A 24,925-nucleotide genomic window follows, 5' to 3' on the forward strand; every position below is an offset into this window, starting at 1 on the left:
TCAAAACCTCCCTTGTTTATCGCTTTTTATTTCTCTTTTTCTTAGGATTTTTTGCTTTTTCCAGTGCTTTTTCCAGTTGTTTCTGCTGATTAATTTTTGCTTCCCGTTCAGCTTTGATCTTAAACGGATTGTTGATTAGTAATGTTTGGACTACTGAGAAGGCATTTGAAATCACCCAGTATAATGATAAACCACTGGCCAGATTCAGACCCATCATGAAGATCATTACCGGCATCACATAGTTCATTATTTTTAAGGAAGCATTTGATTCAATTTGACTCATACTTGTCAAATAGCTACTTGCAAAAGTAAACGCTGCTGCCAAAATCGGCAGAATAAGATATGGGTCAGGCGAAGCCAGATTTAGCCATAAAAAGCTGCCTTCACGTAATTCTGGAACACGTGAAATGGATTGATAAAGTGCCATCATAATCGGCATTTGAACGAGTAAAGGTAAACAGCCGGCGTATGGATTTACACCATTTTCAGCGTATAGACGCTGCTGCTCCTCTCGGAATATCCGTTGAGTTTCCTGATCTTTAGAAGCATATTTTTCTTGAAGAGCTTTCAGCTGAGGCTGCAGCTCCTGTGTTTTCCGCGTACTTTTTGTCTGAAAGTGCATCAGCGGCAGTAAAATGACACGGATAACCAGAGTGAACAGAATAATACCAATCCCTGTATTTCCCGAAACAGATAAGAACTTAATAGCTTCGGCAAAATAATAAACGATATATCGTTCCCAAATTCCCGTACTGCTTTCACTAATTGGTGCTGTACCACAGGCTGACAAAACAAAAACCAATGAGACTAAACCAGCCATTAATAATAGGCGCTTATACTTTTTCACAAATCTATTCCTCACTTACTTTCAAAATTTTTGCAAGATTTAATGCATGTGTCAAGTTCTTCAAAACCTCTTCAGATGTCAGCTCCTGAACACCCGGCCGGGCTATGACGATAAAATCACATGTTTCATCAATTTGATCTTTTAATGTATACAGTGCTGTCCGTATCTTTCGCTTTACAGCATTTCGAGTCACGGCATTTCCAATTTTCTTTCCTACTGAAATACCTACACGAAAATGTTGCTGCTCTTTTTTCAGCACATATATAACAAATCTACGATTTGCACAGGACTGTTTATTCAAAAATACCTGCTGAAATTCTTTTTCTTTTTTTACTCTGTAGGACTTCTTCATCTGCATCCCTTGTTTCTATATTGGTTTTACTGCCTATATAAATCCTGAAAGTTTCCAGGTCCGTATCTTCAGTGGGCTTTATATAATGATAGCATACTCTTAAAAAATTTTTCACAGTTTCTTATTTATTGAAGAACAAAGAATTCTTATGACTTCAACTCTATATATTATCATTGTTGCACTTTTTTTTCATCAGTTATTTTGTTCTGTATGATTCTATTACAGCCTCTCTGACAGAAAATCTCCTTTTACCTAAACAGAAACATCCAGCTGTCAGCATTTCCACCTCATACAGCAGCATTACAACTAGATACTTTCCCTTAGACTAACTGTTTTAAAATACACATTTTTCATACGGATAAACTTGGAAAACATTCCACCAGTTTGTTTCTTTAATAAAATTTATACCGCTAAAACTTTTAAAAAGAACCCTTTATTATTTATACATCAACTGTGTTGTATAGATAATAAAGGGTTCTTATTTATAAGCGTTATAAAAGTTGATTTGTACTGCGTTTACGCTGAAATTACTTTTCTACCTTTACGACGTCTGCTTGCTAACACACGACGACCGTTTTTAGTACTCATGCGTTTACGAAATCCATGAACTTTTTGACGTTTACGTTTATTTGGTTGATATGTTCTTTTCATTAATTCCACCTCCTGAACTACCATCTATCCAATTAAGATATAGACATACTTTGATAGTATAACGAATTGCCCCTTGATTTGTCAATAAAACTCCAGGAAATAATTCTGTTTTTTTCTATAAAGTTATCCACATTTTTTTATTGCCAGTGGATATTTTGTGGATATCCTTTTTATTGATTTCTTTTCTCTTTGATTTTTCCACTTGTTTTACACAAAAAAACAGCCTGTAAAAAAGATATGCACACCCCATTTATTTTTTGTGGATAATATAAAAAAAGCCAATTATATCAAGACCTTTTATCCTTATCGGCTTGTGGATAACTATGAACAATCCCACTTATCCCCGATTCCTATTCTTCTTGTGGATAAGTTTTTCTCTATTTGTTGATTTATTTTCCACAATATTGATTTGCCTGTGGAAAAACTCTTCAAAAAATGCTAAAATCTAATTTGCGAATCAATAATGAGATAAGACTTTTCATATTCATTTACAAGGAGGTCTCACAATGCCAGATGTGGAAAGTTTCTGGAAAAATTTAGAAACAGCTTATCAGTCCGTTTTGTCTGCGCCTAGCTTTGATGCCTGGATTAAAACAACCAACCCGTTAAAGCTGGAGAACAGTCAACTGTGGCTGGAGGTCCCTTCTGCCGTCCACAGAGATTACTGGGAGAAAAATTTAGCAGCAAAAATTGTCGAAATCGGCTTTCAGATGACTGGAAGCGAAATTATTCCTCATTTTGTTGTTAGTGGAGAGCATGCTGCCGCTGCAGAACCCGAACGAGAGCAGCCGGAGCCTCGGGAGATTCTTGATCATTCCAAGAAAACCATGTTAAATCCCAAGTATTCTTTTGATACCTTTGTTATCGGTAAAGGAAATCAGATGGCCCATGCAGCGGCACTGGTCGTCGCAGAAGATCCTGGTTCTATCTATAACCCGTTATTCTTTTATGGAGGCGTTGGTCTAGGTAAAACCCATCTAATGCACGCTATTGGGCATCAAATGCTGCAAAGCCGGCCTAATGCAAAAATTAAATACGTCAGCAGTGAAACATTCACCAATGAGTTCATCACATCTATTCAAACGAAAAAGTCTGAAGAATTTCGAAACGAATATCGAAATGTTGATTTACTTCTAGTAGATGATATTCAGTTTCTTGCTGAAAAAGAAGCAACACTGGAAGAATTTTTCCATACCTTCAATGATCTTTATAATGAAAATAAGCAAATTGTGCTGACCAGCGACCGTCCGCCCAATGATATTCCAAAATTACCTGAACGACTTGTTTCCCGCTTTGCATGGGGACTTTCTGTAGACATCACTCCTCCTGATTTGGAAACGAGAATTGCTATTCTACGCAAAAAGGCGGATGCAGAACGACTTGAAATTCCTGATGATACATTAAGCTATATTGCTGGACAGATTGATTCTAATATCCGGGAATTAGAAGGCGCACTAGTGCGTGTTCAAGCTTATGCAACTATCAACGGTCAAGATATTACAACAAGCTTAGCTGCAGACGCTTTAAAATCACTAAAAGCTGTCGGCAGTAAGAACGATCTTTCTATCTTGCAAATTCAAGAAGAGGTAGCGAAATATTATCATATCCACCTGAAAGATTTAAAAGGTAAGAAGAGAGTAAAAACAATTGTTGTTCCTAGACAGATTTCTATGTATCTCTCAAGAGAACTGACAGACAGCTCGTTACCAAAAATTGGTGCAGAATTTGGCGGCAAGGATCATACAACAGTCATTCATGCCCATGAAAAGATTCAGCAGCTGATGGAAAATGATCCGACGATTCAAAAAGAAGTCAGCGAAATTAAAAATCTGCTGAATTCTTAATGTGGATAAGTTTTCAAGTTTCTAAAAAGTTATCCACAAATTATCCACAGGGTAAAGTTCTTGTACTTCCTGCACTTTCCTACTTTTCCACAAGATTAACAGGCCCTACTACTTTTATTATCTTTTAATATATAATATAAAAGTAAAGGAAGCCTGCCAGGTTATCAAATTTTAAATTCAAAGGAGTGTCTACACGAATGAAGCTAACGATTAAACGCAGTATGTTTTTACAAGAACTGCAAACTGTTCAACGAGCGATTTCATCTAAAACGACTATTCCCATCTTAACAGGTGTTAAAATCGTATTAACAGAGGAAGGCTTATCATTAACAGGCAGCAATGCGGATATTTCCATAGAAAGTTTTTTAAGTGTGGAAGATGAAAAAGCACAAATGACCATTGAAAAAACCGGTAGTATTGTTTTACAAGCCCGCTTCTTTGGAGAAATTATTAGAAAACTTCCTGAAGAAACAGTTACATTAGAGGTTTTAGAAAATAATCAGGTCGCAATCACCTCTGGAAAAGCTGATTTTACCGTAAATGGTTTGGATGCAGATAATTATCCACACCTTCCTGTTATCGATGCCAAAAATCAAATTCAGCTGCCGGTTCATCTTTTGACTAAAATTATCAATGAAACCAGCTTTGCTGTTTCGCTACATGAAAGCCGCCCAATTCTGACAGGTGTACATTTTGTCTTGGAAAACCAACAGCTGCTTGCCGTTGCAACGGATTCACATCGCTTAAGTCAACGGATAATTCCAATTGAACAGGCAGCTGAAAATTTCAATATCGTTATTCCAGGAAAAAGCCTTTTAGAGCTTTCCCGTTCATTTACAAATGAAGAGGAAATGGTTGAAATCAGTATCATGGAAAACCAAGTATTGTTTAAAACCAAAACAATGTATTTCTATTCCAGACTACTTGAAGGGAACTACCCGGATACAAACCGTCTGATTCCTACCAGCTTTAACACAGAAGTAGATATTGATGTACCTGAATTTTTGGCAGCAATTGAGCGGGCATCTCTACTATCTCATGAAGGACGTAACAATATTGTGCGCCTATCTGTTTCTTCAGAAGCAGTTACACTTTACGGAAACTCTCCAGAAGTAGGGAAAGTGGAAGAAGAATTAAATTATGAAAAGGTTTCAGGAGACCCTTTGGAGATTTCCTTCAACCCTGATTATATGAAAGCTGCTCTTAGAGCATTTGGCGATACATCAATAACTGTAAAATTCATTTCTCCGATTCGTCCGTTTACGCTAGAACCCACGGAAGCAGATATGAACTTTATTCAACTAATTACACCTGTCCGGACAAATTAACAAACGGCAGAACGAAATCTTCATAACAAAAACTGCGGAATAGCATATACGCTATTCCGCAGTTTTTTCGTAGAGCCATAAGAACAGTTGACCACAGACTGTGAATAAACTAAGAAGTAGAAAAACCAGCTGAAAGTTATCCACAGAAAAAAGCGTCAGTAGGGAGCCGCCAATAATTGGTCCCAAAGTATTGCCAATCCGTACAAGCTCAGCCAAACCAAAATAGAATCCTTTATTATAATCTGTTGAAAAGGCATCAATCTGATAATCAAAATTACTACCTAATAAAATTTCACCGGAGCTATAGCAAATAATCATTAAGAAAAAGGAAAGTTCTTGAGCAGCATAAGGAATTAGCAGCAGACTGAAGCTAAATAACAGGTTGCTAATTTTTAAAAGCTTCATCGGTGATTGTTTTCTTAATAAATAGAGCATGGGAAATTGGAGCAGCATGATTAACAGAGAAGAAAGAGACAGCATCAAGCTGTATTTCTGCTGTCCTAATGCAATCATTGGCTCAGAAATGAAGAATAATGAAACAGTAGACTGAAATTGCGCATAGGCAAAATAGGAAAAAGCGATTCCTGCTAAAAAGATCAAAAAGCTTCGAAACTGTTTCCTATCTTGAGGTAAAGCGAAAATCTTTTTAGTGATTTGCTGCGTTTCTTTCTGAGGATAGGAAGAAAAGATCCAGACATTCAAGCAGCTGAAAATGACATATGCTCCCCCTAGCATGCTGTAAGCTGTAGGAACAGAGATAGAACCTGCCGTCTGAATCAACGGGCCTAGAAAAGCACCTACAGCTAAAAGCCAGTATCTAGTGGTAAAGACGTTTTTTCTATTTTTTAAAGAAGAATTGAAAGATAGAATTTTCTTGACTGCCGATTCATGAATAACATAGCAAATTCCGCTAAATCCGTTTAAAAGAAAAAATAGCGGTACTGTTGATACAGTGGTTAATCCAATAAAAGTCATCCCCCAGACAAATGACACTAGGCATACTATCTGATTTAGCTTGAATTTATCCGATAGATGCCCGCCTATCGGACCAAAAAGCATACTGCACAAAGGATTGACTCCGACAATAAGACTTAATTCCCAGGTAGAGAAATGGAAGGTTTCTGATAAATAAATCATAAGAAACGGAACACTCATAAACATAGCAATCCTGCTGATAAATGTTTCACCAAGAAGAATAGTATTTTGTTTGTTCTTACTAATAATGACAATATTCGCCCCCTTTTTTTCTATGTTATCATGGTAATCATAGACAAAAAAATTGAGGTGAGAATACTCACTATCGAGGTGGGAAAGTGGAACATTACGGAAAAACTATCAGAAAATTGAGACTGGCGCGGAATGTGAGTCAGCAAACGCTTTGCCAAGCAATTATGAGCCGCTCCAATCTTTCACGATTTGAAAATGAAGAATACATCCCGGGATTTGATAAAGTGATTCAGCTATTAAAGAGACTTAATGTTGAAGTTGATGAATTTATCTACATAAACAATAATTATCGGGTAGATTCGTATGAGCAATTATACAGACAGTTAATTTATGCAGAAAATAGAAGAAATAAACAGGAGCTGCTGCAGGTCTCACAGAATATTTGTGGAGAAAAAGAGAATGGTACAAATTTTTTCGAGCTGTATCTCCTATCTCAGTTAGCTCTTCTGGAACATCATCTGCCTGCACATGAGACATTGACAAGCATTACTACAGTGATGAAGCCTGTTTTGTTTCAGACAGAAGACTGGCTATTTGCTGATTTTCGGCGGCTAAATAATTTTTTGCGTATTTTTGAGATAGAAGAAGCTGTCTTTCTCTACCAACGAGCTACAAAAGCATTCAAAAAATATGAGTATTTTACAAGAGAGAATAATGTAGTTATCCATCTAGGCTTAAATCTGGGACAGCTGCTATTGGAAGATGGGGATGCCAGACAGGCGGTTTTCTATTTTGAAGAGGCCAAAGCATACGCTGAGAATAGTAATAAACTATTTCAAAAGCTGACGATTGAGGCTTCTTTGGAGAAAGTTTTAAAAAGCAGCAATAACTCTCACTCATTGGGAAGTTTTGCAGAGCTGTTGACTGTTCTCGAAAAGATGGGTTACACCGATACAGCCGTTGCTTTAAAAAATTATGTAGAATAACAGTATTTAACAGAAGTTTGTAGAGAAAATTTTGTTTTCTATACCTGCTTCTGTTTTTTATTTTTCAAAGATTTTGGAAAAGAATGAAAAGCTTTCAAGAAGAATTTTTCTTGAATTTCATTATAAAATGCATTTTAAGAGATTTTTTTTCGAAATAATAGATTATGTCATTTTTAATTAAAATTGCTTAGAGCGAAAATTAGACGGATAAATTTGTTTTCTGCATGAAAAAAAGGTATAATATTAAAGTAAAAGTGAATTTTAAAAGAGGGATGTATTTTGAAAAAAACACTTATTTTAGAAACTGATTACATGACACTTGGTCAATTTTTAAAAGAGATCAATGTCATCAGCAGTGGTGGTCAGGCAAAATGGTATCTAGCAGAAACCAGTGTTTTTGTGGATGGCGAGCTGGAAAATCGTAGAGGGCGAAAATTATATCCCGGCATGATGATTGAAATACCTGAAGAAGGTACTTTTTTTATGGCGGAAAAAGAAAACGAGTCAGCTGATGAGACTGAATAACATCACTTTGAAGCATTATCGGAATTATGAAGAAGCTGCTCTGACTTTTCCTAAAGCATTGACGATTTTTTTAGGTGAAAATGCTCAGGGGAAAACCAATATGCTGGAAAGTATCTATGTACTGGCAATGACGCGTAGTCATCGGACCAGCAACGAAAAAGAACTTGTCGGCTTTGGACACGATACTGCAAAAATTGAAGGTGTTATCGAGAAGAATTCCGGAACTGTGCCAATGGAGATTATCATTTCCAGTAAAGGAAGAAAAACTAAAGTTAATCATATTGAGCAAAAACGGCTGAGCTCTTACATTGGTCAGCTGAATGTTATCTTGTTCGCACCCGAAGATTTATCGCTGGTAAAAGGCTCGCCTCAGCTTCGAAGGAAGTTTGTTGATATGGAGCTGGGACAGGTCAACCCCATTTATTTGTACGACCTTGTTCAGTATCAGTCTGTATTAAAACAGCGTAATCAATATTTGAAGCAACTGGCTGATAAAAGTCAGACGGATACAGTTTATCTGGATATATTAACAGAGCAGCTGGCCGAGTTTGGCGGAAAGGTGCTTTTTGCTCGTCTTGAATTTATTACAAAACTGGAAAAATGGGCAAACGAACTCCATAAGAAAATCAGCCATGGTCGGGAAGAATTATCCATAGAGTATGCTTCAAGCATAGTACTGCCTGAAGAAAAACAAAGCGTGGAAGAGCTGCAGCAGCTTTTTCTCCAGCAGCTAATGAAGAACCGTAAAAGAGAGCTGTTTAAAGTATCAACCTTTTTAGGACCACATAGAGATGATCTGATATTTAATGTTAATCAGCAGAACGTTCAAACCTATGGATCGCAAGGGCAGCAGAGAACAACAGCACTTAGTGTTAAGCTGGCCGAGATTGATTTAATGTATGCTGAAACAGGAGAATATCCGGTTCTTCTTTTAGATGATGTTATGAGTGAGCTGGATGATGAACGTCAGCTGCATTTACTGGAAACAATAGAAGGAAAAGTGCAAACCTTTATAACAACGACAACCTTGAATCATTTAACCAATAAAATTACTGTTGAACCAGATATATTCCATGTTCAACAGGGAGAGATAGTGAGGGAATCATTGAATGACTGAAGAAGAAAAAAGTATGAAGGAACGTGCAAAGGAGTATGACGCCAGTCAGATCCAGGTACTTGAAGGTCTGGAGGCTGTTAGAAAACGTCCCGGGATGTATATTGGATCAACAAGTTCAGAAGGACTGCATCACTTAGTATGGGAAATCGTAGATAATTCTATCGATGAGGCGTTGGCCGGCTTCGCAACAAGTATTCAGGTAATTATTGAACCTGACAACAGCATTACTGTTATTGATGATGGGCGGGGAATCCCCGTTGGGATACAAGAAAAGACCGGTCGTCCAGCAGTAGAAACAGTCTTTACCATTCTCCATGCTGGAGGAAAATTCGGCGGCGGCGGTTATAAAGTATCCGGCGGTCTGCACGGAGTAGGCTCATCTGTAGTAAATGCTCTATCTGTGACATTAGATGTAAAAGTGTACAAAGATGGAAAAGTCTATTTTCAGGAATACAGCCGTGGTGCAGTTGTTGCTGATTTGAAAGTTATTGATGAGACAGATCGTCATGGAACGACTGTCCATTTCATTCCAGATCCGGAAATTTTTACAGAAACAGTTGAATTTAACTTTGAAAAACTGGCGACACGTGTTCGTGAGCTGGCTTTCCTTAACCGCGGGTTAAAAATCTCGATTGAAGATAAGAGGGAAGAAAAACCAGTTTTAAAGGAATATCATTACGAAGGCGGAATCAAGAGTTATGTAGAACATCTAAATGCCAATAAAGAGGTATTGTTCCCAGATCCAATCTTCATAGAAGGCGAGCAGCAGGGAATCACGATTGAAGTGTCTATGCAGTATACAGACGGTTATCATTCCAACATCCTAAGCTTCGCTAATAACATTCATACGTACGAAGGCGGTACCCATGAATCTGGGTTTAAAACATCTCTGACTCGTGTGATTAACGATTATGCCCGTAAGCAGAAGCTGATGAAGGATAACGATGAGAATCTGACTGGTGAGGACGTTCGTGAAGGACTGACTGCCGTTGTTTCAATCAAACATCCGGAACCTCAGTTTGAAGGACAAACGAAAACTAAGCTGGGCAACTCTGAAGTTCGGACAGTTACCGACCGCCTGTTTTCTGAGTATTTCAACAAATTCCTTATGGAGAATCCAACCGTAGGAAGACAGATCATTGAAAAAGGGATGCTGGCTTCTAAAGCCCGCCTGGCAGCAAAACGCGCCCGTGAAGTAACCCGCCGTAAAGGCGCATTGGAAATCAGTAATTTGCCTGGGAAACTGGCTGACTGCTCCAGTAAAGATCCGGAAAAATGCGAACTATTTATCGTCGAAGGAGATTCAGCCGGCGGTTCAGCTAAGCAAGGACGAAGTCGTGAATTTCAGGCGATTTTACCGATTCGTGGGAAAATTCTAAATGTTGAAAAGGCAAGTATGGACAAAATTTTGGCAAATGAAGAAATTCGTTCATTGTTTACCGCAATGGGGACTGGTTTTGGTGAAGACTTTGATGTTTCAAAAGCACGTTACCACAAGCTGGTAATCATGACCGATGCCGATGTCGATGGTGCACATATCAGAACATTGCTGCTAACCTTGTTTTATCGGTTCATGCGTCCAATTGTTGAAGCCGGCTATGTTTATATTGCTCAGCCTCCTTTATATGGTGTGAAACAAGGAAAGAAAATTACCTATATCCAGCCTGGAAAAACCGCTGAAGATGATTTGGCAGAAGTAATGGCAACATTACCAGCCTCTCCGAAGCCCACTATACAACGTTACAAAGGTTTAGGTGAAATGGACGATCATCAGCTTTGGGAGACGACAATGGACCCTGAGAGACGTTTGATGGCACGTGTGAGTGTCGATGATGCTATCGAAGCTGATCAAATCTTTGAAATGCTGATGGGCGACAGAGTAGAGCCTAGACGAGCGTTTATTGAAGACAATGCCCATTATGTGAAAAATCTGGATATTTAAAAATAAGAAGGAGTAAAATTCATGAATGAAGACTTGAAAGAAAATATTCGCGACGTCAATCTGACCAGTGAAATGAAAGAATCCTTCATTGATTATGCAATGAGTGTTATTGTGGCTCGGGCTCTGCCTGATGTACGTGACGGGTTAAAGCCAGTACACCGCCGCATCCTCTATGGGATGAATGAACTAGGTGTGACCCCTGATAAGCCGCATAAAAAGTCGGCCCGTATCGTTGGGGATGTTATGGGTAAATATCACCCTCATGGTGATAGTGCAATTTATGAATCAATGGTGCGTATGGCACAGCCTTTTAGCTATCGGTCAATGCTGGTCGATGGTCACGGAAACTTTGGTTCCGTTGATGGCGACGGTGCTGCTGCGATGCGTTATACCGAAGCAAGAATGAGTAAAATTGCCTTGGAAATGCTGCGCGATATTAATAAGAATACTGTTGATTACCACAGTAACTATGATGACTCTGAGCAGGAACCAGATGTATTGCCGGCACGTTTTCCTAATCTGCTGGTTAATGGTACTACCGGGATTGCGGTTGGGATGGCTACAAATATTCCACCGCATAACCTGCGGGAAGTCGTTTCTGCTGTTCAGATGCTGATGGATAATCCAGAAGCAACTACGAATGAATTGATGGAGGTTCTGCCAGGACCAGATTTCCCTACAGGGGGATTGGTTATGGGGAAATCTGGTATTCGTCGTGCATATGAAACAGGGAAAGGTTCAATTACAGTTCGAGCAAAAGTCGAACTGATTGATATGCCAAACGGCAAGGAAAGAATCCTTGTTACAGAATTGCCGTATATGGTCAATAAAGCGAAGCTGATTGAACGTATTTCTGAGCTACACAGAGATAAACGAATTGAAGGAATCACAGATTTGCGTGATGAATCTTCCCGTGAAGGAATGCGGATTGTTATCGATGTGCGTCGGGATGTTAGTGCCTCAGTTGTATTGAATAACCTCTACAAGATGACTGCGCTGCAAAGCTCCTTTGGTTTTAATATGCTGGCTATTGAAAAAGGCGTACCAAAGATACTTAGCCTTAAGCGTATTCTTGAAAATTATATTGAGCATCAGCAGGAAGTTATTCGTAGAAGAACTGAATTTGAAAAAAGTAAAGCAGAAGCACGTGCACATATCTTAGAAGGGCTGCGAATTGCGCTGGATCATATCGATGAAATCATCGCAATCATTCGCGGATCAAGCTCTGATGATGAAGCAAAAGCTGCAATGATTGAGCGCTTTAAGTTTTCTGACCGTCAGGCACAAGCGATTTTAGATATGCGCCTGCGTCGCTTAACAGGCTTAGAACGGGAAAAAATTGAGAATGAATATCAGGAATTATTAAAACTGATTGCTGATCTAGAAGATATTCTGGCTAAGCCAGAAAGAATTGATACAATTATTAAAGAAGAAATGACAGAAATCAGTGATAAATTTGGCGATGCCCGCCGTACAGAACTATTAGTTGGCGAAGTGCTGAGTCTGGAAGATGAAGACCTGATTGAAGAAGCTGAAGTAGTAATCACGCTGACAAATAACGGCTATATCAAACGTGTTGCGAATAGCGAGTTTAGAGCACAGCGTAGAGGCGGACGCGGCGTACAAGGAATGGGTGTTCATGATGATGATTTCGTGAAAAATTTAGTTTCCTGCTCAACACATGATACCTTGCTGTTCTTTACTAATACAGGTAAAGTGTATCGGGCGAAAGGATACGAAATTCCAGAATACGGCCGGACTGCGAAAGGTATCCCTGTAATCAATCTGCTGGGAATCGATTCCAGTGAAAGCATTCAAGCGATTATCTCAGTTACTGGTCAAGCTGAAGAAGGTCATTACTTGTTCTTTACTACCCGTAAAGGAACCGTGAAACGGACAAGTGTTACAGCCTTTTCCAATATCCGAAGCAATGGTTTAATTGCTATTGGATTAAAAGATGAAGATGAACTGGTAAATGTCTCTATGACTGATGGAGAACAGAATATGATCATCGGTACACATAAAGGCTACTCAGTTACTTTCCTTGAAACGACTGTTCGTGATATGGGAAGAAGTGCTTCTGGTGTACGGGGAATTCGTTTGAGAGAAGACGATTATGTGGTCGGCTCGGCTGTTTTAGGTGCTGAAGATGAAGTGTTAGTCATTACAGAAAATGGTTATGGTAAACGTACAAAAGCTTCTGAATATCCTGTTAAAGGACGTGGTGGTAAAGGGATTAAAACAGCTAATATTACTGCGAAAAACGGTCCTTTAGCTGGTCTGCAGACTGTTAAAGGCGATGAAGACATCTTATTGATTACTGATAAAGGTGTAATCATTCGTTTCAATGTTGCTACTGTATCTCAAACAGGTCGTGCTACTTTAGGTGTTCGTCTTATGAGAATGGAAAACGAAGCGAAAGTTGTTACGATGGCAGTTGTTGAACCTGAAATTGATGATGTTGAAATAGCAGAAGCAACTGAGGGTGAAAATATAACAGAAGAATAAGTGAAAAATTTATAACAAAGGTATATGGAAAAAGTAGGAAGCAAAGCTCCTAAAATTGTCCACTTTGTTTAAAGGAGCTGTGACGGAAAAAATGTCGCAGCTCTTTTTTCTATTTATGAAAATAAATCGATGATCATCAGAAATAAGAGGAAAGGTATTTTTGCTTTATTTATCGAGCCAGAACACTTTGACTATAACATCTAAAATCAGAGTAAAAAATAGAAAACAAGTCAAAGTGAGCAGCTAAAAAAACCTTACTTTTATTTGAATGAAACTTATGAAAACTCTTGATTTCATGGGATTTTCCATGTATAATGGAAAATTGTGAGTAGTCTATTTATTTAGATCGCTCTCCTTACTCTTAGCAAACTAAGAGTCTAAAGTCCACAGGGAGGTGAAAATCAATGAGTCAAGATACGAATTATGAAATCATGTACATTATTCGTCCGAACATTGATGAAGAAGCAAAAACTGCTTTAGTAGAACGTTTCGACACAATCTTAAAAGATAATGGAGCTGAAGTTATCGAATCTAAAGATTGGGAAAAACGCCGCTTAGCATATGAAATGAACGGATTCCGTGAAGGCATCTATCATATCGTTAAAGTATCTTCTCCATCAGATGCAGGCGCAATCAATGAATTTGATCGTCTTGCTAAAATCAATGATGATATCATTCGTCACATGATTATTAGAGAAGAAGCATAAAATGTTTCACGTGAAACATTTATTAGACGAAAGGAGATGCTCAAATGATTAACAACGTTGTATTAGTTGGAAGATTAACAAAGGATCCTGATTTGCGCTATACTTCAAGTGGTTCTGCTGTTGCTACATTTACATTAGCAGTCAATCGTAATTTTACGAATCAGAACGGAACACGTGAAGCAGATTTCATTAATTGTGTGATTTGGCGTAAACCAGCTGAAACTATGGCTAATTATGCTCGTAAAGGTACTTTGTTAGGAGTAGTTGGACGGATTCAAACAAGATCCTACGATAACCAGCAAGGTCAAAGAGTTTATGTAACCGAAGTTGTTTGTGATAACTTCCAGTTATTAGAGTCTCGTTCAGCATCTGAACAAAGACAAACGCAGGATAACTCTTCTTTCAATTCTGGAGGAGGATTTACTCAACCGCAGAATAATAACAACAACTTTACAGGACAAAGCAACAACTTTAATCAGCCATCATCTCAGTCTAGTAACGGTAGTAGTAGTAATACGCCTGATTTTAATAGAGATGCAGATCCTTTTGGAGGTTCTGGTTCAACTATTGACATTTCAGATGATGATTTACCATTCTAAGAATTTTTTGACAGGAGGGAAACAGAATGGCACAACAAAGAAGAGGCGGACGTAAACGTCGTAAAGTAGACTATATTGCTGCAAATCACATTGAATATATTGATTATAAAGATGTTGAATTGCTGAAAAAATTTATTTCTGAACGTGGAAAAATTTTGCCACGTCGTGTAACTGGTACTGGTGCTAAAAACCAGCGTAAACTAACAATTGCTATCAAACGTGCTCGTATCATGGGCTTACTTCCATTCGTAGGCGAAGAGCAATAAAAATAGTTATTACTATAGAAAAAAACGGTTGAAAGGAAAAATCCTTTCAACCGTTTTTTAGCGAAACTAAGATTATAGATAAGACGATGTTCCACCCAATCATCAATCAAGAGAAGTGTATGACAATATTTCTCTTTACTATTTTAGGTAAAATTATATTCTTTCATATGTTGTATTTAATAAGGATAACTTAAAGTCTTTTACAATAAAAAAGAAGTAAGTATGGTTATAACTATGAGTTATAGTCTTTCAATGAAATAGTAGTATATACTAACACTTTAACCACGATGAGTAGTTGCTGAGGTAAATCCTTCAGAAATAGACTAAAATTCATCAAAATTAAAGAGCAGTAAGAAGGAATCAAGAATGAGACAGAAGTGTTTCATGTTAAGTCCGAGAAATAAGAAGAAATTCACAGAAATGACAGAAAACACGAATGTGAGCCAGTCGATGTTGACTGATTCTTATCTGGTGTTCCACAATTTTTGTGAATTTCGGCTTATTTCTGAAGGACCTGCTCCTGCGGTTACTCGTCGCAGTTCAATGCTAGTATGTGTGCTTCTGCTCGTACCGTTTATGTGGATTCCACGTGAGTAATATTCTTCTTGTTGCTGATAAACAAGTGAATAAAGTATGAGCTGATTTGATATTGAACAGTACCTACATGTACTTAAAGCTACACATTTTTGTCCCAACCTTATATAGGATAGTATTAGATTTCTTATTATTGGGAGAGTCTCATTTCTTCATAACTAACTTTAAAAGTTTTTTAGCTTGAAAAAGCAGTAATAGAACTTCTATACGCCTAATAACTAGTTCATATTGACCAGTAGGAGGATGTTATTAGATTAAATATGTTTTGCTGAATATATAAATGAAAGAGATAAAATTATCTCAAAGTAACAAATCAATGAAGTTAGATAAGGCTTCCTTCAAATACTGTCTCGTTTATAAATGTATAATTACTAGTCTTTACTTTTTCATGACAGTCTAAAGATAAAAACTAGTTCTACTTACATTATAGGCTAAATAATAGTTTAAGCTTGGCATAGTCTTTAAATGAAGTTGAATAGATAACAAAACTCAGATAAGAAAGGAAACAAGTTTAAATAATTTAGATAATAGGAACCATAAGACAGCAAGTTTATAAAATGGAGCAAACAATGATGTTTCACGTGAAACATTTTGCTTGAGTATCATTCGCATGGATGAAGCAGAGTGTGGTAAAATAGAAAGGGAGTTTTATTGTAGTTAAAATTTGGGGAGGCTGTATGATGAAACAGACGAGATCAAAAAGAGTCTTTTTCTTCTTTGTTTTTCTCTGTATTTTAGAAATAGCAATTGTCTTTTTTCTTAATAATAAGCTTTTAATCAGTGCAATCTTAGCAATAATCAATATTTATTTGATTAATCGAATATTGAATCTCGTTCGGAGATTGGAATTATCGAATATTGAAAAAATAAGAAAAGCTACGATTAATGCTGAGGATTCTATTGATTTTGCAATTAGCGAAGTACCTGTAGGAATCATTACATATGATGAAACAACAAAACAGCCGCTATGGTTAAATCCATACGCAGAAGAAATATTTTATTCAGGTGAGGAACAAAAACTTCTGTTGACTACGGAAGATGTTGTATCGTATATTTCATTATTTGAAAAAGGAAAAGACATATTTAAAGTAGGAGAGGATATTTTTCGTTTTAAAGTAAACCTGGATCAGACAACGATTACGTTTGAAAACATTACCCAGGAAAATATTTTGTATCAGGAAAAGAAAGCTATGCAGACTGCTATCGGTATTGTATCAATTGATAACTATGATGATGTAACCGATAATATGGATGTGAAACAGGTATCTTATCTGAATAGTTTTTTAACGACTAGAATCTCTGATTGGTTAGAAGAATATCAAGTATTTTACAAGCGTTTAGATTCAGACCGCTATATATTTGTTGGACAATTAGAAGATATTGAACAGATGATGAATAGCAAATTTCAAATACTGGATACTGTTAGGAAAGATACAAATGAGCAAGGTATTGGTATTACATTGAGCATGGGGATTGCATATGGTGGAAATAATCTGGAGGTAACAGGAAGTATCGCTCAAACAAATCTTGATATGGCATTGGTAAGAGGTGGCGATCAAGTAGTTGTAAAAGAAGCAAACAGCAGTAGTAAACCAGTCTTCTTCGGTGGAAGGTCAGCTTCTGTATCGAAAAGAACACGTGTTCGTTCCAGGGCGATGAGTACTGCGATTCAGGGGTTAATCAAAGAGTCGCCGGATGTCTATATTATGGGTCATCATTTACCGGACATGGATGCGATTGGTTCAGCTTTTGGCGTCGCAAAGCTGGCAAGTTTTTATGAAAAAGAAGCGTGGGTGATTTTAGATCCGGAAGAAAACATACCAGATGTCTATCGTGTATTAGAGGAGCTTAAAAAACATCCCGAATTAAATCAACAAATCATTTCACCAAAAGAAGCAATCAAAAAAATGCAGAACAATAGTTTGTTGATTATGGTAGACTATCATAAACCATCACTTTCTATATCCAAAGAATTATATGATCGGTTTAGTAAGGTTGTAATCATTGACCATCATCGACGGGGTGATGAATTCCCTGATAAATCTCTACTATCCTATATTGAATCCTCTGCATCTTCTGCTTCAGAATTAGTAACAGAGCTCCTGGAATATCAAAGCAATACAGTAAATAGCAAATTGGATAAATTTGATGCTACACTTTTATTAGCAGGAATTGTTGTTGATACGAAAAGCTTTAGTGTTCGTACTGCACCGCGGACTTTTGATGTAGCGAGCTATTTAAGAACTTGTGGAGCGGATTCATCTTTAGTACAATATTTAATAAGCTCAGACTTAACCAGTTATTTGGAAATGAGTCAGCTCATCTCCAAGAGTGAATATGTGACCGAAGATACGGTTATCGCTGTTGGACAAGAAGAGAAGGAATACGATAGTGTTGCAGCTGCTAAAACAGCAGATACGTTGTTATCGATGTCTGGTATCAATGCCGCCTTTGTTATTACAAAACGAAAAGATAAAAAAATTGGTATCAGTGCCAGAAGTAATGGATCAATTAATGTTCAGATTATTATGGAGGCTTTAGGAGGCGGCGGTCACTTTACTAATGCTGCTACACAAATTGCAGACAGCAGTATTATAGAAGTTAAGGAACTACTGTTGAACGTAATTAAAGATAACGTAGATGAAATGTATGATAAGGAGTGAAACAGATGAAAGTAATATTTTTACAAGATGTTAAAGGTAAAGGAAAAAAGGGCGAGGTTAAAGAAGTCCCTACCGGTTATGCACAAAATTATTTGATAAAAAATAATTTAGCTCAAGAAGCAAATAAAGGCAGCATCAGTGCACTGGCAGGTCAGAAAAAGGCACAAGCAAAGCATGAAGCTGAAATTCTGGCGGAGTCAGAGAAGATGAAAGAATTTTTGGAAAAAGAAGACACTGTTATTGAAATAAAAGCGAAGGCTGGAGAAGATGGCCGCTTATTTGGGTCGATTCCTTCTAAACAAATTACGGAAGCATTAAATAAGCAATTCCAAGTAAAATTAGATAAGAGAAAATTGGAATTGGGTCAGCCGATTCGAACGCTAGGTTATACGAATGTTCCTGTAAAACTTCACCACGAGGTAACAGCAGTATTGAAAGTACATGTTGTAGAAGAATAAAAAAAGATTGGACGAAGCAGAATAAATTCTTCTGCTTCGTCTTTGCTATTTTGTATATAGAGTAAAAAAAGAGAAATTTTAAAATTACCATGATTCATTTAAGTAGTATAAAAGAATAGCGGCGGTGTTAACCATATACTTTTCGATAATTTCTTGTTAGAATAGAAAGACTAGAGAAATTCGTTTGTAGGAGAGAAAAATAGATGAATGAAGTATGGCAGGATCGAGTGCCTCCTCAAAATATAGAGGCTGAACAGGCAGTTTTAGGGTCTGTTTTTTTAGACGCTGAAGTAGTCATAGATGCAATGGAATACATAGAACCCAAGGATTTTTACCGCCGTAATCATCAATTGATCTTTCAGGCAATGATTACACTAAATGAACGAAATGAAGCAGTTGATGTTGTTACTGTCAAAAACAAGCTGGAAGAAGAGAATCTACTTGAAGATGTTGGCGGTCTGAGCTATTTATCTGAATTGGCTTTATCTGTCCCAACTGCTGCTAATATCGCACACTATGCTAAAATCGTTGAGCAAAAATCATTACTGCGCAATTTAATTCATACTGCGACTGAGATTGTAACCAAAGGCTTTGAACAAGGCGAAGATGTAGAGACGATATTAGATGACGCGGAACGAAGTATTTTAGAGGTCTCTGAGAAGAGAAACCGAAGCGGCTTTCTGTCTATTTCTGAGGTTTTGAATACAGCGATTGCCAATATCGACCAGCTGTATCAACAAAACGAAGATATTACTGGTCTGCCGACTGGTTATCAGGCATTGGATAAGATGACTGCGGGGCTACAGCCGGAAGAGCTAATTATCCTTGCTGCCAGACCAGCTGTTGGTAAAACGGCGTTTGCTTTGAACATTGCTCAGAATGTTGGAACGAAAACAGATAAAGCTGTTGCTATTTTCAGTTTGGAAATGGGAGCAGAGTCACTGGTGAATAGAATGCTGTGCGCTGAGGGCTCCATAGAGGCTTCTCACTTGCGAACAGGGCAGTTGTCGGAAGAAGAGTGGCAGAACTTGATTATCGCCATGGGCAGCTTGTCACGAGCAAATATCTATATTGATGATACACCAGGTATCAAGATTTCAGAAATTCGGGCAAAATGTCGAAAACTGGCTCAGGAAAAAGGGAATATGGGTTTAATTCTTATTGATTACCTTCAGCTAATTGAAGGCTCAGGAAAAGAAAACCGTCAGCAGGAAGTTTCTGATATTTCCCGACAGTTGAAAAAGCTGGCAAAAGAGTTAAAGGTTCCGGTTATTGCTCTTTCACAGTTGTCTCGTGGAGTAGAACAAAGACAAGACAAACGTCCCGTATTAAGTGATATTCGGGAATCTGGTTCGATTGAGCAGGATGCGGATATCGTTGCATTTCTATATCGAGATGATTATTATGACCGTGCCGGAGAAGATGATGATCCGGATAGAGAACCACCGGAAATCGATAATGTAGTAGAAGTGATTATTGAGAAAAACCGTAGTGGTGCCCGGGGAACTGTAGAATTACTATTTATCAAAGAATACAATAAGTTTTCCTCGCTATCTTTAAGAGAAGATTTTTAGGGAAAAGCTATTAGCTGTTAATAAGATGGTACAGGAGTGTTTCGTCCCGAGAACCAAATAGGTACTGTTTAACATCAGCTCGTTCCTCACTGTGTTTCTCAGCAATAAGAAGAAATTCCTGGAAATGACAGGAAACACGAATGTGAGCCAGTCAATGTTGACTGATTCCTACCTGATATTCTTCAAACTTTTGTGATTTTCGGCTTATTTCCGAAGGTCTTACTCCTGCGATTACTCGTCGCAGTTCAATGCTGGTATGTGCTACTGCCCCCACCGTTTATTCGGATTCCAAGTGAGTAGGATATAACTCAATGAGTTATGCTACTCACTTTTCCTTTGGAAAAATTACTGAAGAATAAAAATTTATAAGAACTGCTAAAAACTATAAAATTCGTATTTTTTATAAAAATGGAACTTTGAAAAAAAAATCGTTCGTGTTTTAACTTGATAATCTTTTTTTTAGAAACTAATATTCGATTTTTCGTTGAAAACTTCGCTTATTATTGTTACAATAGATGCGGATTAAATAATAAAGAATGAGGTGCTTAAATGTCATCTGTAGTAGTAGTAGGAACACAATGGGGCGACGAAGGAAAAGGAAAGATCACAGACTTTTTAAGTGAAAATGCAGAAGTAATCGCACGTTACCAAGGCGGAGATAATGCCGGTCATACAATTAAGTTTGATGGAACAACCTATAAATTACACCTCATCCCTTCAGGTATTTTTTATAAAGATAAAATTAGTGTTATAGGGAATGGTGTTGTAGTTAACCCTAAATCTTTAGTGAAAGAACTGAAATATTTAAAAGAAAACAATGTTGCCACAGATAATCTGAGAATTTCTGATCGGGCACATGTCATACTTCCTTATCACATTCAACTGGATCAGCTGCAGGAGGATGCTAAGGGAGATAATAAAATTGGAACTACAATCAAAGGAATCGGCCCTGCTTATATGGATAAAGCGGCCCGTGTAGGGATTCGAATTGCTGATTTACTGGATAAGGAAATTTTTGAAGAACGGCTGAAAATCAATCTGGAGGAAAAAAACCGCCAGTTTGTTAAGATGTTTGATAGCGAACCAATCGCATTTGAAGATATTTTTGAAGAGTATTATGCGTATGGTCAGGAAATAAAAAAATATGTAACAGATACTTCTGTTATTTTGAACGATGCCCTGGATGCTGGAAAACGAGTTCTTTTTGAAGGCGCTCAAGGGGTTATGCTGGATATCGATCAGGGAACCTATCCTTTCGTAACTTCATCTAATCCTGTTGCCGGCGGTGTGACAATCGGCAGCGGTGTAGGACCATCTAAAATTAATAAAGTAGTTGGTGTTTGTAAGGCGTACACCTCAAGGGTTGGTGATGGACCATTCCCAACAGAATTATTTGATGAGACTGGTGAGCAAATCCGTAAGATTGGTAAAGAGTATGGCACAACAACGGGCAGACCGAGACGTGTTGGCTGGTTTGACACAGTTGTTATGAGACACTCAAAAAGAGTTTCAGGGATTACGAATCTATCCCTAAATTCAATTGATGTATTAAGCGGGTTAGAAACAGTAAAAATCTGTACAGCCTATGAGCTTGATGGAGAACTGATCTATCATTATCCTGCTAGTTTAAAAGAACTAAGCCGCTGCAAACCAGTTTATGAAGAACTTCCAGGCTGGAATGAAGATATTACTCAGTGTAAGACGCTCTCTGATTTACCACTAAATGCTAGAAACTATGTCCATCGGATTTCAGAATTAGTCGGTGTCCGCATCTCTACATTTTCAGTAGGTCCAGACCGGAACCAGACCAATGTTTTGGAAAGTGTGTGGGCGCAGATATAGGCTTTATAAAGCTGAGAGCATCATTTTACAGTTATAAAAATAATTTGCTGAAATAAGATTATTCTCTTATTTCAGCTTTTTTTAAGTCTTCATAGTAAAATAAGTGTAGTTAACAGATTTATGATAAAATGTAGTGAGCGAGGAGGACAATAAAATGACATTTAAGCTAGTGACGGATTCATGCTGTGATCTGCCTTACGAGTTTTTGCAGGAAAATGATGTATCGTTCATTAGTATGACGATAACAATTGATAATAAAGAGCTGATAGATGATTTAGGAGAAACCTTTGACTATTCAGATTTTCTAACAAAAATTAAAAATGGTGCAATGCCGACTACCTCTCAAGTAAATGCCGGACGCTATCAGGAATTTTTCCGGACATTTGTAGAGAAAAAAGAACCCGTACTGTATTTGGCTTTTTCTTCCGGATTAAGCGGTTCTTACCAAAGTGCTGTACAGGCCGTAGAAATGCTTAAGGAAGAATATGAGGAAGTAGCTATCTATGTTGTTGATACTAAAGCAGCCAGTCTAGGAGAGGGATTGCTGGTTCATAAAGCCATAGCGTTGAGAAATGCCGGACATTCTTTAGAAGAGGTATTACTATGGATGGAAGAAAATAAGATGAATGTTCAATCATGGGTAACAGTAGATGATTTAAAGCATCTGGAGCGGGGAGGTAGAATCTCTAAAACAACAGCAGCTATCGGTGGACTAATGAATATTAAGCCGATTATTACTGTGGATAGTGACGGGAAGCTTCAAAATGTAGGGAAAGTTCGCGGTAGAGGAAAAGCACTGAAAAAAGTAATAGATGAAACCGTTCAGAATATTAAAGACCCGATAGACCAGACACTGTTTATTGCATATGCAGGAGATAAAGAGAGTGCAGAAAAGGTTAGAGAGGGACTTGCAAAAGAAATTCAAACAAAAGAAATTTTGTTATATCCGTTAGGTCCTACGATTACCAGTCATACAGGTTATGGCTGTATTGCTGTATTTTCATTAGGAAAGAAACGATAGTATCAGTATTAAAAGAATAACCAGTTTTTAGTGAATCGAGTATATTTCTTATTCGTTTTTTAGAAGCAGTACATCACCAAACAGATGATGTACTGCTTCTTTTTCTATTTTTTATTTGCGCAACTTTTTTTATAAGATACTTTCTACCCCTCTGACTATAATAGGTTTATCAAGTAAATAGTTTAACGGTTAAACAGCTGATAGTATTCAGCAGATACAGGTTCGAATCCTGTTTTACTTATAAAGACACTTACAGCAACTCAAAACCACTCTACTAGGGATAGAATTAGGAAAAAAAGTGTCTTGTATAAAGAGCGCGCACAGCAAATATTAAAATCTTTCTACCAAAGACTGAAACCATGCGCTCTGTAAAAAGGAGTATGGTAAGAATGATTTGATCAATCATTCTTACCAGATAAAAAGAAAAGTTTAAAAAGGAGGGGACAACATGTTAAAGGAATTGAAACAGATGTTCAATATAACAAAAACAGAAAATGGTGCCTACACATTAAAAAGCTCACTGAATGATTTGCTGGATTTATTCGCTTTAGGCGGATCCTATCGTACCAGAAGTGAGCAGGAGGTAGTTGCTTTATTCCGTAAAGCGTTTTTAGAGGATAAGGAGCTAGCAATGAAAACCTTGTTTTATCTGCGGGATATTCGTGGAGGTCAGGGAGAGCGGCGCTTTTTTAGAATTGTATTGAACGACCTAGCCTATAATGAATGTGCAACAGCAAAACAAGTGCTTAAGTTTATACCAGAATATGGACGTTGGGATGATTTGCTTTGGCTGTTGACTACCCCTTTGAAAGAAGAAGTATTAACCATTGTACGCGTTCAATTTTATGCCGATCAATGGAATAATCAACAGAATAAGCCGATTTCATTGCTAGCTAAATGGATGCCGTCTGTTTCTGTGAGAAATCAGGAAAGAAAAGAGCAGTTAAAAATTATTTTGGAGGGCATGCAGCTAAATAAGGCTGACTATCGAAAAGAACTGAGTAAGCTGCGCCGGACATTAGAGATAGTGGAAACAAAGCTGTCAGAGCAAACCTATGAGACTATTAGCTATCAGAATTTGCCCTCTCTTGCCGGTATGAAATATCGCCAGGCATTCTATCGAAATGATGAGGAACGTTATACTGAATATTTGGAGCAGCTGAAAAAAGGAGCTGCAACAATCAATGCAGGAACATTGTACCCTTCAGATATTGTCGGCAAAATTTTGACTACTCATATAACTGAAGAAAACAGAACGCTTTATAATGGTCTGTGGGCGAATTTGCCGGACTACATTGGTGAAAGAAAAGAAAAATCTTTAGCCGTCGTAGATGTTTCCGGCTCCATGACCGGCAGGCCGATGGAAGCAGCAATTGCTTTAGGTATTTATTTGTCTGAACGAAACGACAGCGAGTTTAAGAATCATTTTATGACATTTTCACAATCACCGAAGCTATGTGAATTAAAGGGACAGGATTTTGTCGCAAAGGTTCAAAATCTGCAGAGAGCTTCATGGGGATATAATACCAATCTCGAAAAGGTCTTTCAGGTGATTTTGCAGACCGCCAAACAGCATCGCCTCTCTCAAGCGGAAATGATTGAAAAGCTGTATATTATTTCTGATATGGAATTTGACGCTGCGGTGGGAAGAACAGACGCCGTATACACAAGAGAAACACTATTTAAGACATTAAAACGGATGATGAACCGAGCAGGCTATCAAATGCCTGAGATTGTATTTTGGAATGTGAATGCTCGTCAAAATCAGCTGCCTGTTTCAATGGAAGAAAAATATGTAAAGCTGGTTTCAGGTTACAGTCCGTCAGTGTTCGAAGCATTAATCCAAGATCAATCGGTTTCACCAGTCGATTTTATGATGAAAGTAATTGGCTCGGAACGATACGAACCAATCAAGGTTGCTTAATGAAGCGATA

At 37.7% G+C, this 24,925-nt stretch carries 21 protein-coding genes and 1 tRNA gene; 18 read left to right on the forward strand and 4 right to left on the reverse strand.

The features are described from left to right. Positions 1 to 16 precede the first annotated feature (16 nt). The 3 genes from ACPWSO_RS10525 to rpmH form a co-directional block, all read right to left on the reverse strand. Positions 17 to 847: a YidC/Oxa1 family membrane protein insertase gene (locus tag ACPWSO_RS10525; RefSeq protein ID WP_426083143.1), complete on the reverse strand. Its 831-nt coding sequence runs from the start codon at positions 845 to 847 to the stop codon at positions 17 to 19. A gap of 4 nt (positions 848 to 851) precedes the next feature. After that, on the reverse strand, positions 852 to 1,199 hold the full coding sequence (rnpA, locus tag ACPWSO_RS10530; protein WP_426083145.1) for a ribonuclease P protein component: 348 nt from the start codon (positions 1,197 to 1,199) through the stop codon (positions 852 to 854). A gap of 516 nt (positions 1,200 to 1,715) precedes the next feature. Beyond that, positions 1,716 to 1,850: a 50S ribosomal protein L34 gene (gene rpmH, locus ACPWSO_RS10535; protein ID WP_002356012.1), complete on the reverse strand. Its 135-nt coding sequence runs from the start codon at positions 1,848 to 1,850 to the stop codon at positions 1,716 to 1,718. 506 nt (positions 1,851 to 2,356) lie between these two features. Here rpmH and dnaA point away from each other — a divergent pair. Together dnaA and dnaN are read left to right on the forward strand one after the other, a co-directional pair. Beyond that, complete coding sequence (gene dnaA, locus ACPWSO_RS10540) at positions 2,357 to 3,694, forward strand: chromosomal replication initiator protein DnaA (protein WP_426083148.1); 1,338 nt, start codon at positions 2,357 to 2,359, stop codon at positions 3,692 to 3,694. 197 nt (positions 3,695 to 3,891) lie between these two features. Then, positions 3,892 to 5,022, forward strand: coding sequence for a DNA polymerase III subunit beta (gene dnaN / locus ACPWSO_RS10545; RefSeq protein ID WP_426083150.1), 1,131 nt, complete (start codon positions 3,892 to 3,894; stop codon positions 5,020 to 5,022). A 51-nt stretch (positions 5,023 to 5,073) separates the two neighbouring features. On the opposite strand, the gene ACPWSO_RS10550 is transcribed toward dnaN, so the two are convergent. Next, complete coding sequence (locus ACPWSO_RS10550; RefSeq protein WP_426083257.1) at positions 5,074 to 6,273, reverse strand: MFS transporter; 1,200 nt, start codon at positions 6,271 to 6,273, stop codon at positions 5,074 to 5,076. Between the two features lie 62 nt (positions 6,274 to 6,335). Between ACPWSO_RS10550 and ACPWSO_RS10555 the strand changes: the two genes are divergently transcribed. The 16 genes from ACPWSO_RS10555 to ACPWSO_RS10630 all read left to right on the forward strand — a co-directional run bounded on the left by ACPWSO_RS10555 (position 6,336) and on the right by ACPWSO_RS10630 (position 24,915). Next, a complete protein-coding gene (locus ACPWSO_RS10555; RefSeq protein ID WP_426083152.1) occupies positions 6,336 to 7,175 on the forward strand; it encodes a helix-turn-helix domain-containing protein in 840 nt (279 codons plus the stop codon). Positions 7,176 to 7,454: 279 nt separating this feature from the next. After that, positions 7,455 to 7,700: a S4 domain-containing protein YaaA gene (gene yaaA, locus ACPWSO_RS10560; protein WP_426083153.1), complete on the forward strand. Its 246-nt coding sequence runs from the start codon at positions 7,455 to 7,457 to the stop codon at positions 7,698 to 7,700. Continuing rightward, positions 7,687 to 8,817, forward strand: coding sequence for a DNA replication/repair protein RecF (recF, locus tag ACPWSO_RS10565; RefSeq protein ID WP_426083154.1), 1,131 nt, complete (start codon positions 7,687 to 7,689; stop codon positions 8,815 to 8,817). The genes yaaA and recF overlap by 14 nt, the downstream gene beginning before the upstream one ends. Next, positions 8,810 to 10,759: a DNA topoisomerase (ATP-hydrolyzing) subunit B gene (gene gyrB / locus ACPWSO_RS10570; RefSeq protein ID WP_426083156.1), complete on the forward strand. Its 1,950-nt coding sequence runs from the start codon at positions 8,810 to 8,812 to the stop codon at positions 10,757 to 10,759. Before recF ends, gyrB begins: the two co-directional genes overlap by 8 nt. A 21-nt stretch (positions 10,760 to 10,780) precedes the next feature. Next, positions 10,781 to 13,267, forward strand: coding sequence for a DNA gyrase subunit A (gyrA, locus tag ACPWSO_RS10575; RefSeq protein ID WP_426083157.1), 2,487 nt, complete (start codon positions 10,781 to 10,783; stop codon positions 13,265 to 13,267). A gap of 404 nt (positions 13,268 to 13,671) precedes the next feature. Beyond that, the gene (gene rpsF, locus ACPWSO_RS10580; RefSeq protein ID WP_426083159.1) at positions 13,672 to 13,974 is read left to right on the forward strand and encodes a 30S ribosomal protein S6; all 303 of its coding nucleotides are present in this window, start codon (positions 13,672 to 13,674) and stop codon (positions 13,972 to 13,974) included. A 44-nt stretch (positions 13,975 to 14,018) separates the two neighbouring features. Then, positions 14,019 to 14,573: a single-stranded DNA-binding protein gene (gene ssb, locus ACPWSO_RS10585; protein WP_426083161.1), complete on the forward strand. Its 555-nt coding sequence runs from the start codon at positions 14,019 to 14,021 to the stop codon at positions 14,571 to 14,573. Between the two features lie 26 nt (positions 14,574 to 14,599). Next, positions 14,600 to 14,839, forward strand: a complete 240-nt coding sequence (gene rpsR, locus ACPWSO_RS10590) for a 30S ribosomal protein S18 (RefSeq protein ID WP_087641644.1) — start codon at positions 14,600 to 14,602, stop codon at positions 14,837 to 14,839. A gap of 366 nt (positions 14,840 to 15,205) precedes the next feature. Beyond that, a complete protein-coding gene (locus ACPWSO_RS10595; protein ID WP_426083163.1) occupies positions 15,206 to 15,436 on the forward strand; it encodes a hypothetical protein in 231 nt (76 codons plus the stop codon). 677 nt (positions 15,437 to 16,113) lie between these two features. Then, positions 16,114 to 18,096, forward strand: a complete 1,983-nt coding sequence (locus ACPWSO_RS10600) for a DHH family phosphoesterase (RefSeq protein WP_426083165.1) — start codon at positions 16,114 to 16,116, stop codon at positions 18,094 to 18,096. Between the two features lie 5 nt (positions 18,097 to 18,101). Then, on the forward strand, positions 18,102 to 18,554 hold the full coding sequence (gene rplI, locus ACPWSO_RS10605) for a 50S ribosomal protein L9 (RefSeq protein WP_426083167.1): 453 nt from the start codon (positions 18,102 to 18,104) through the stop codon (positions 18,552 to 18,554). A gap of 203 nt (positions 18,555 to 18,757) precedes the next feature. Further along, positions 18,758 to 20,128, forward strand: a complete 1,371-nt coding sequence (dnaB, locus tag ACPWSO_RS10610; RefSeq protein WP_426083169.1) for a replicative DNA helicase — start codon at positions 18,758 to 18,760, stop codon at positions 20,126 to 20,128. A gap of 549 nt (positions 20,129 to 20,677) precedes the next feature. Beyond that, complete coding sequence (locus tag ACPWSO_RS10615) at positions 20,678 to 21,970, forward strand: adenylosuccinate synthase (RefSeq protein ID WP_426083171.1); 1,293 nt, start codon at positions 20,678 to 20,680, stop codon at positions 21,968 to 21,970. 154 nt (positions 21,971 to 22,124) lie between these two features. Then, a complete protein-coding gene (locus ACPWSO_RS10620) occupies positions 22,125 to 22,991 on the forward strand; it encodes a DegV family protein (RefSeq protein WP_426083173.1) in 867 nt (288 codons plus the stop codon). Positions 22,992 to 23,162: 171 nt separating this feature from the next. After that, a tRNA-OTHER gene (locus tag ACPWSO_RS10625) sits at positions 23,163 to 23,232 on the forward strand. Between the two features lie 207 nt (positions 23,233 to 23,439). Further along, on the forward strand, positions 23,440 to 24,915 hold the full coding sequence (locus ACPWSO_RS10630; RefSeq protein ID WP_426083175.1) for a DUF2828 family protein: 1,476 nt from the start codon (positions 23,440 to 23,442) through the stop codon (positions 24,913 to 24,915). Positions 24,916 to 24,925 lie beyond the last annotated feature (10 nt).

Source organism: Enterococcus sp. LJL51 (assembly GCF_049894025.1).
GTDB lineage: Bacteria > Bacillota > Bacilli > Lactobacillales > Enterococcaceae > Enterococcus_L.

Coding starts and splice junctions, on each gene's coding strand:
- rnpA (WP_426083145.1), bottom strand. CDS start 1,199: ATGAAGAAGTCCTACAGAGTAAAAAAAGAAAAAGAATTTCAGCAGGTA.
- dnaA (WP_426083148.1), top strand. CDS start 2,357: ATGCCAGATGTGGAAAGTTTCTGGAAAAATTTAGAAACAGCTTATCAG.
- dnaB (WP_426083169.1), top strand. CDS start 18,758: ATGAATGAAGTATGGCAGGATCGAGTGCCTCCTCAAAATATAGAGGCT.
- rpmH (WP_002356012.1), bottom strand. CDS start 1,850: ATGAAAAGAACATATCAACCAAATAAACGTAAACGTCAAAAAGTTCAT.
- ssb (WP_426083161.1), top strand. CDS start 14,019: ATGATTAACAACGTTGTATTAGTTGGAAGATTAACAAAGGATCCTGAT.
- ACPWSO_RS10615 (WP_426083171.1), top strand. CDS start 20,678: ATGTCATCTGTAGTAGTAGTAGGAACACAATGGGGCGACGAAGGAAAA.
- ACPWSO_RS10600 (WP_426083165.1), top strand. CDS start 16,114: ATGAAACAGACGAGATCAAAAAGAGTCTTTTTCTTCTTTGTTTTTCTC.
- rpsR (WP_087641644.1), top strand. CDS start 14,600: ATGGCACAACAAAGAAGAGGCGGACGTAAACGTCGTAAAGTAGACTAT.
- rplI (WP_426083167.1), top strand. CDS start 18,102: ATGAAAGTAATATTTTTACAAGATGTTAAAGGTAAAGGAAAAAAGGGC.
- ACPWSO_RS10630 (WP_426083175.1), top strand. CDS start 23,440: ATGTTAAAGGAATTGAAACAGATGTTCAATATAACAAAAACAGAAAAT.
- ACPWSO_RS10595 (WP_426083163.1), top strand. CDS start 15,206: ATGAGACAGAAGTGTTTCATGTTAAGTCCGAGAAATAAGAAGAAATTC.
- recF (WP_426083154.1), top strand. CDS start 7,687: ATGAGACTGAATAACATCACTTTGAAGCATTATCGGAATTATGAAGAA.
- gyrB (WP_426083156.1), top strand. CDS start 8,810: ATGACTGAAGAAGAAAAAAGTATGAAGGAACGTGCAAAGGAGTATGAC.
- gyrA (WP_426083157.1), top strand. CDS start 10,781: ATGAATGAAGACTTGAAAGAAAATATTCGCGACGTCAATCTGACCAGT.
- dnaN (WP_426083150.1), top strand. CDS start 3,892: ATGAAGCTAACGATTAAACGCAGTATGTTTTTACAAGAACTGCAAACT.
- ACPWSO_RS10620 (WP_426083173.1), top strand. CDS start 22,125: ATGACATTTAAGCTAGTGACGGATTCATGCTGTGATCTGCCTTACGAG.
- rpsF (WP_426083159.1), top strand. CDS start 13,672: ATGAGTCAAGATACGAATTATGAAATCATGTACATTATTCGTCCGAAC.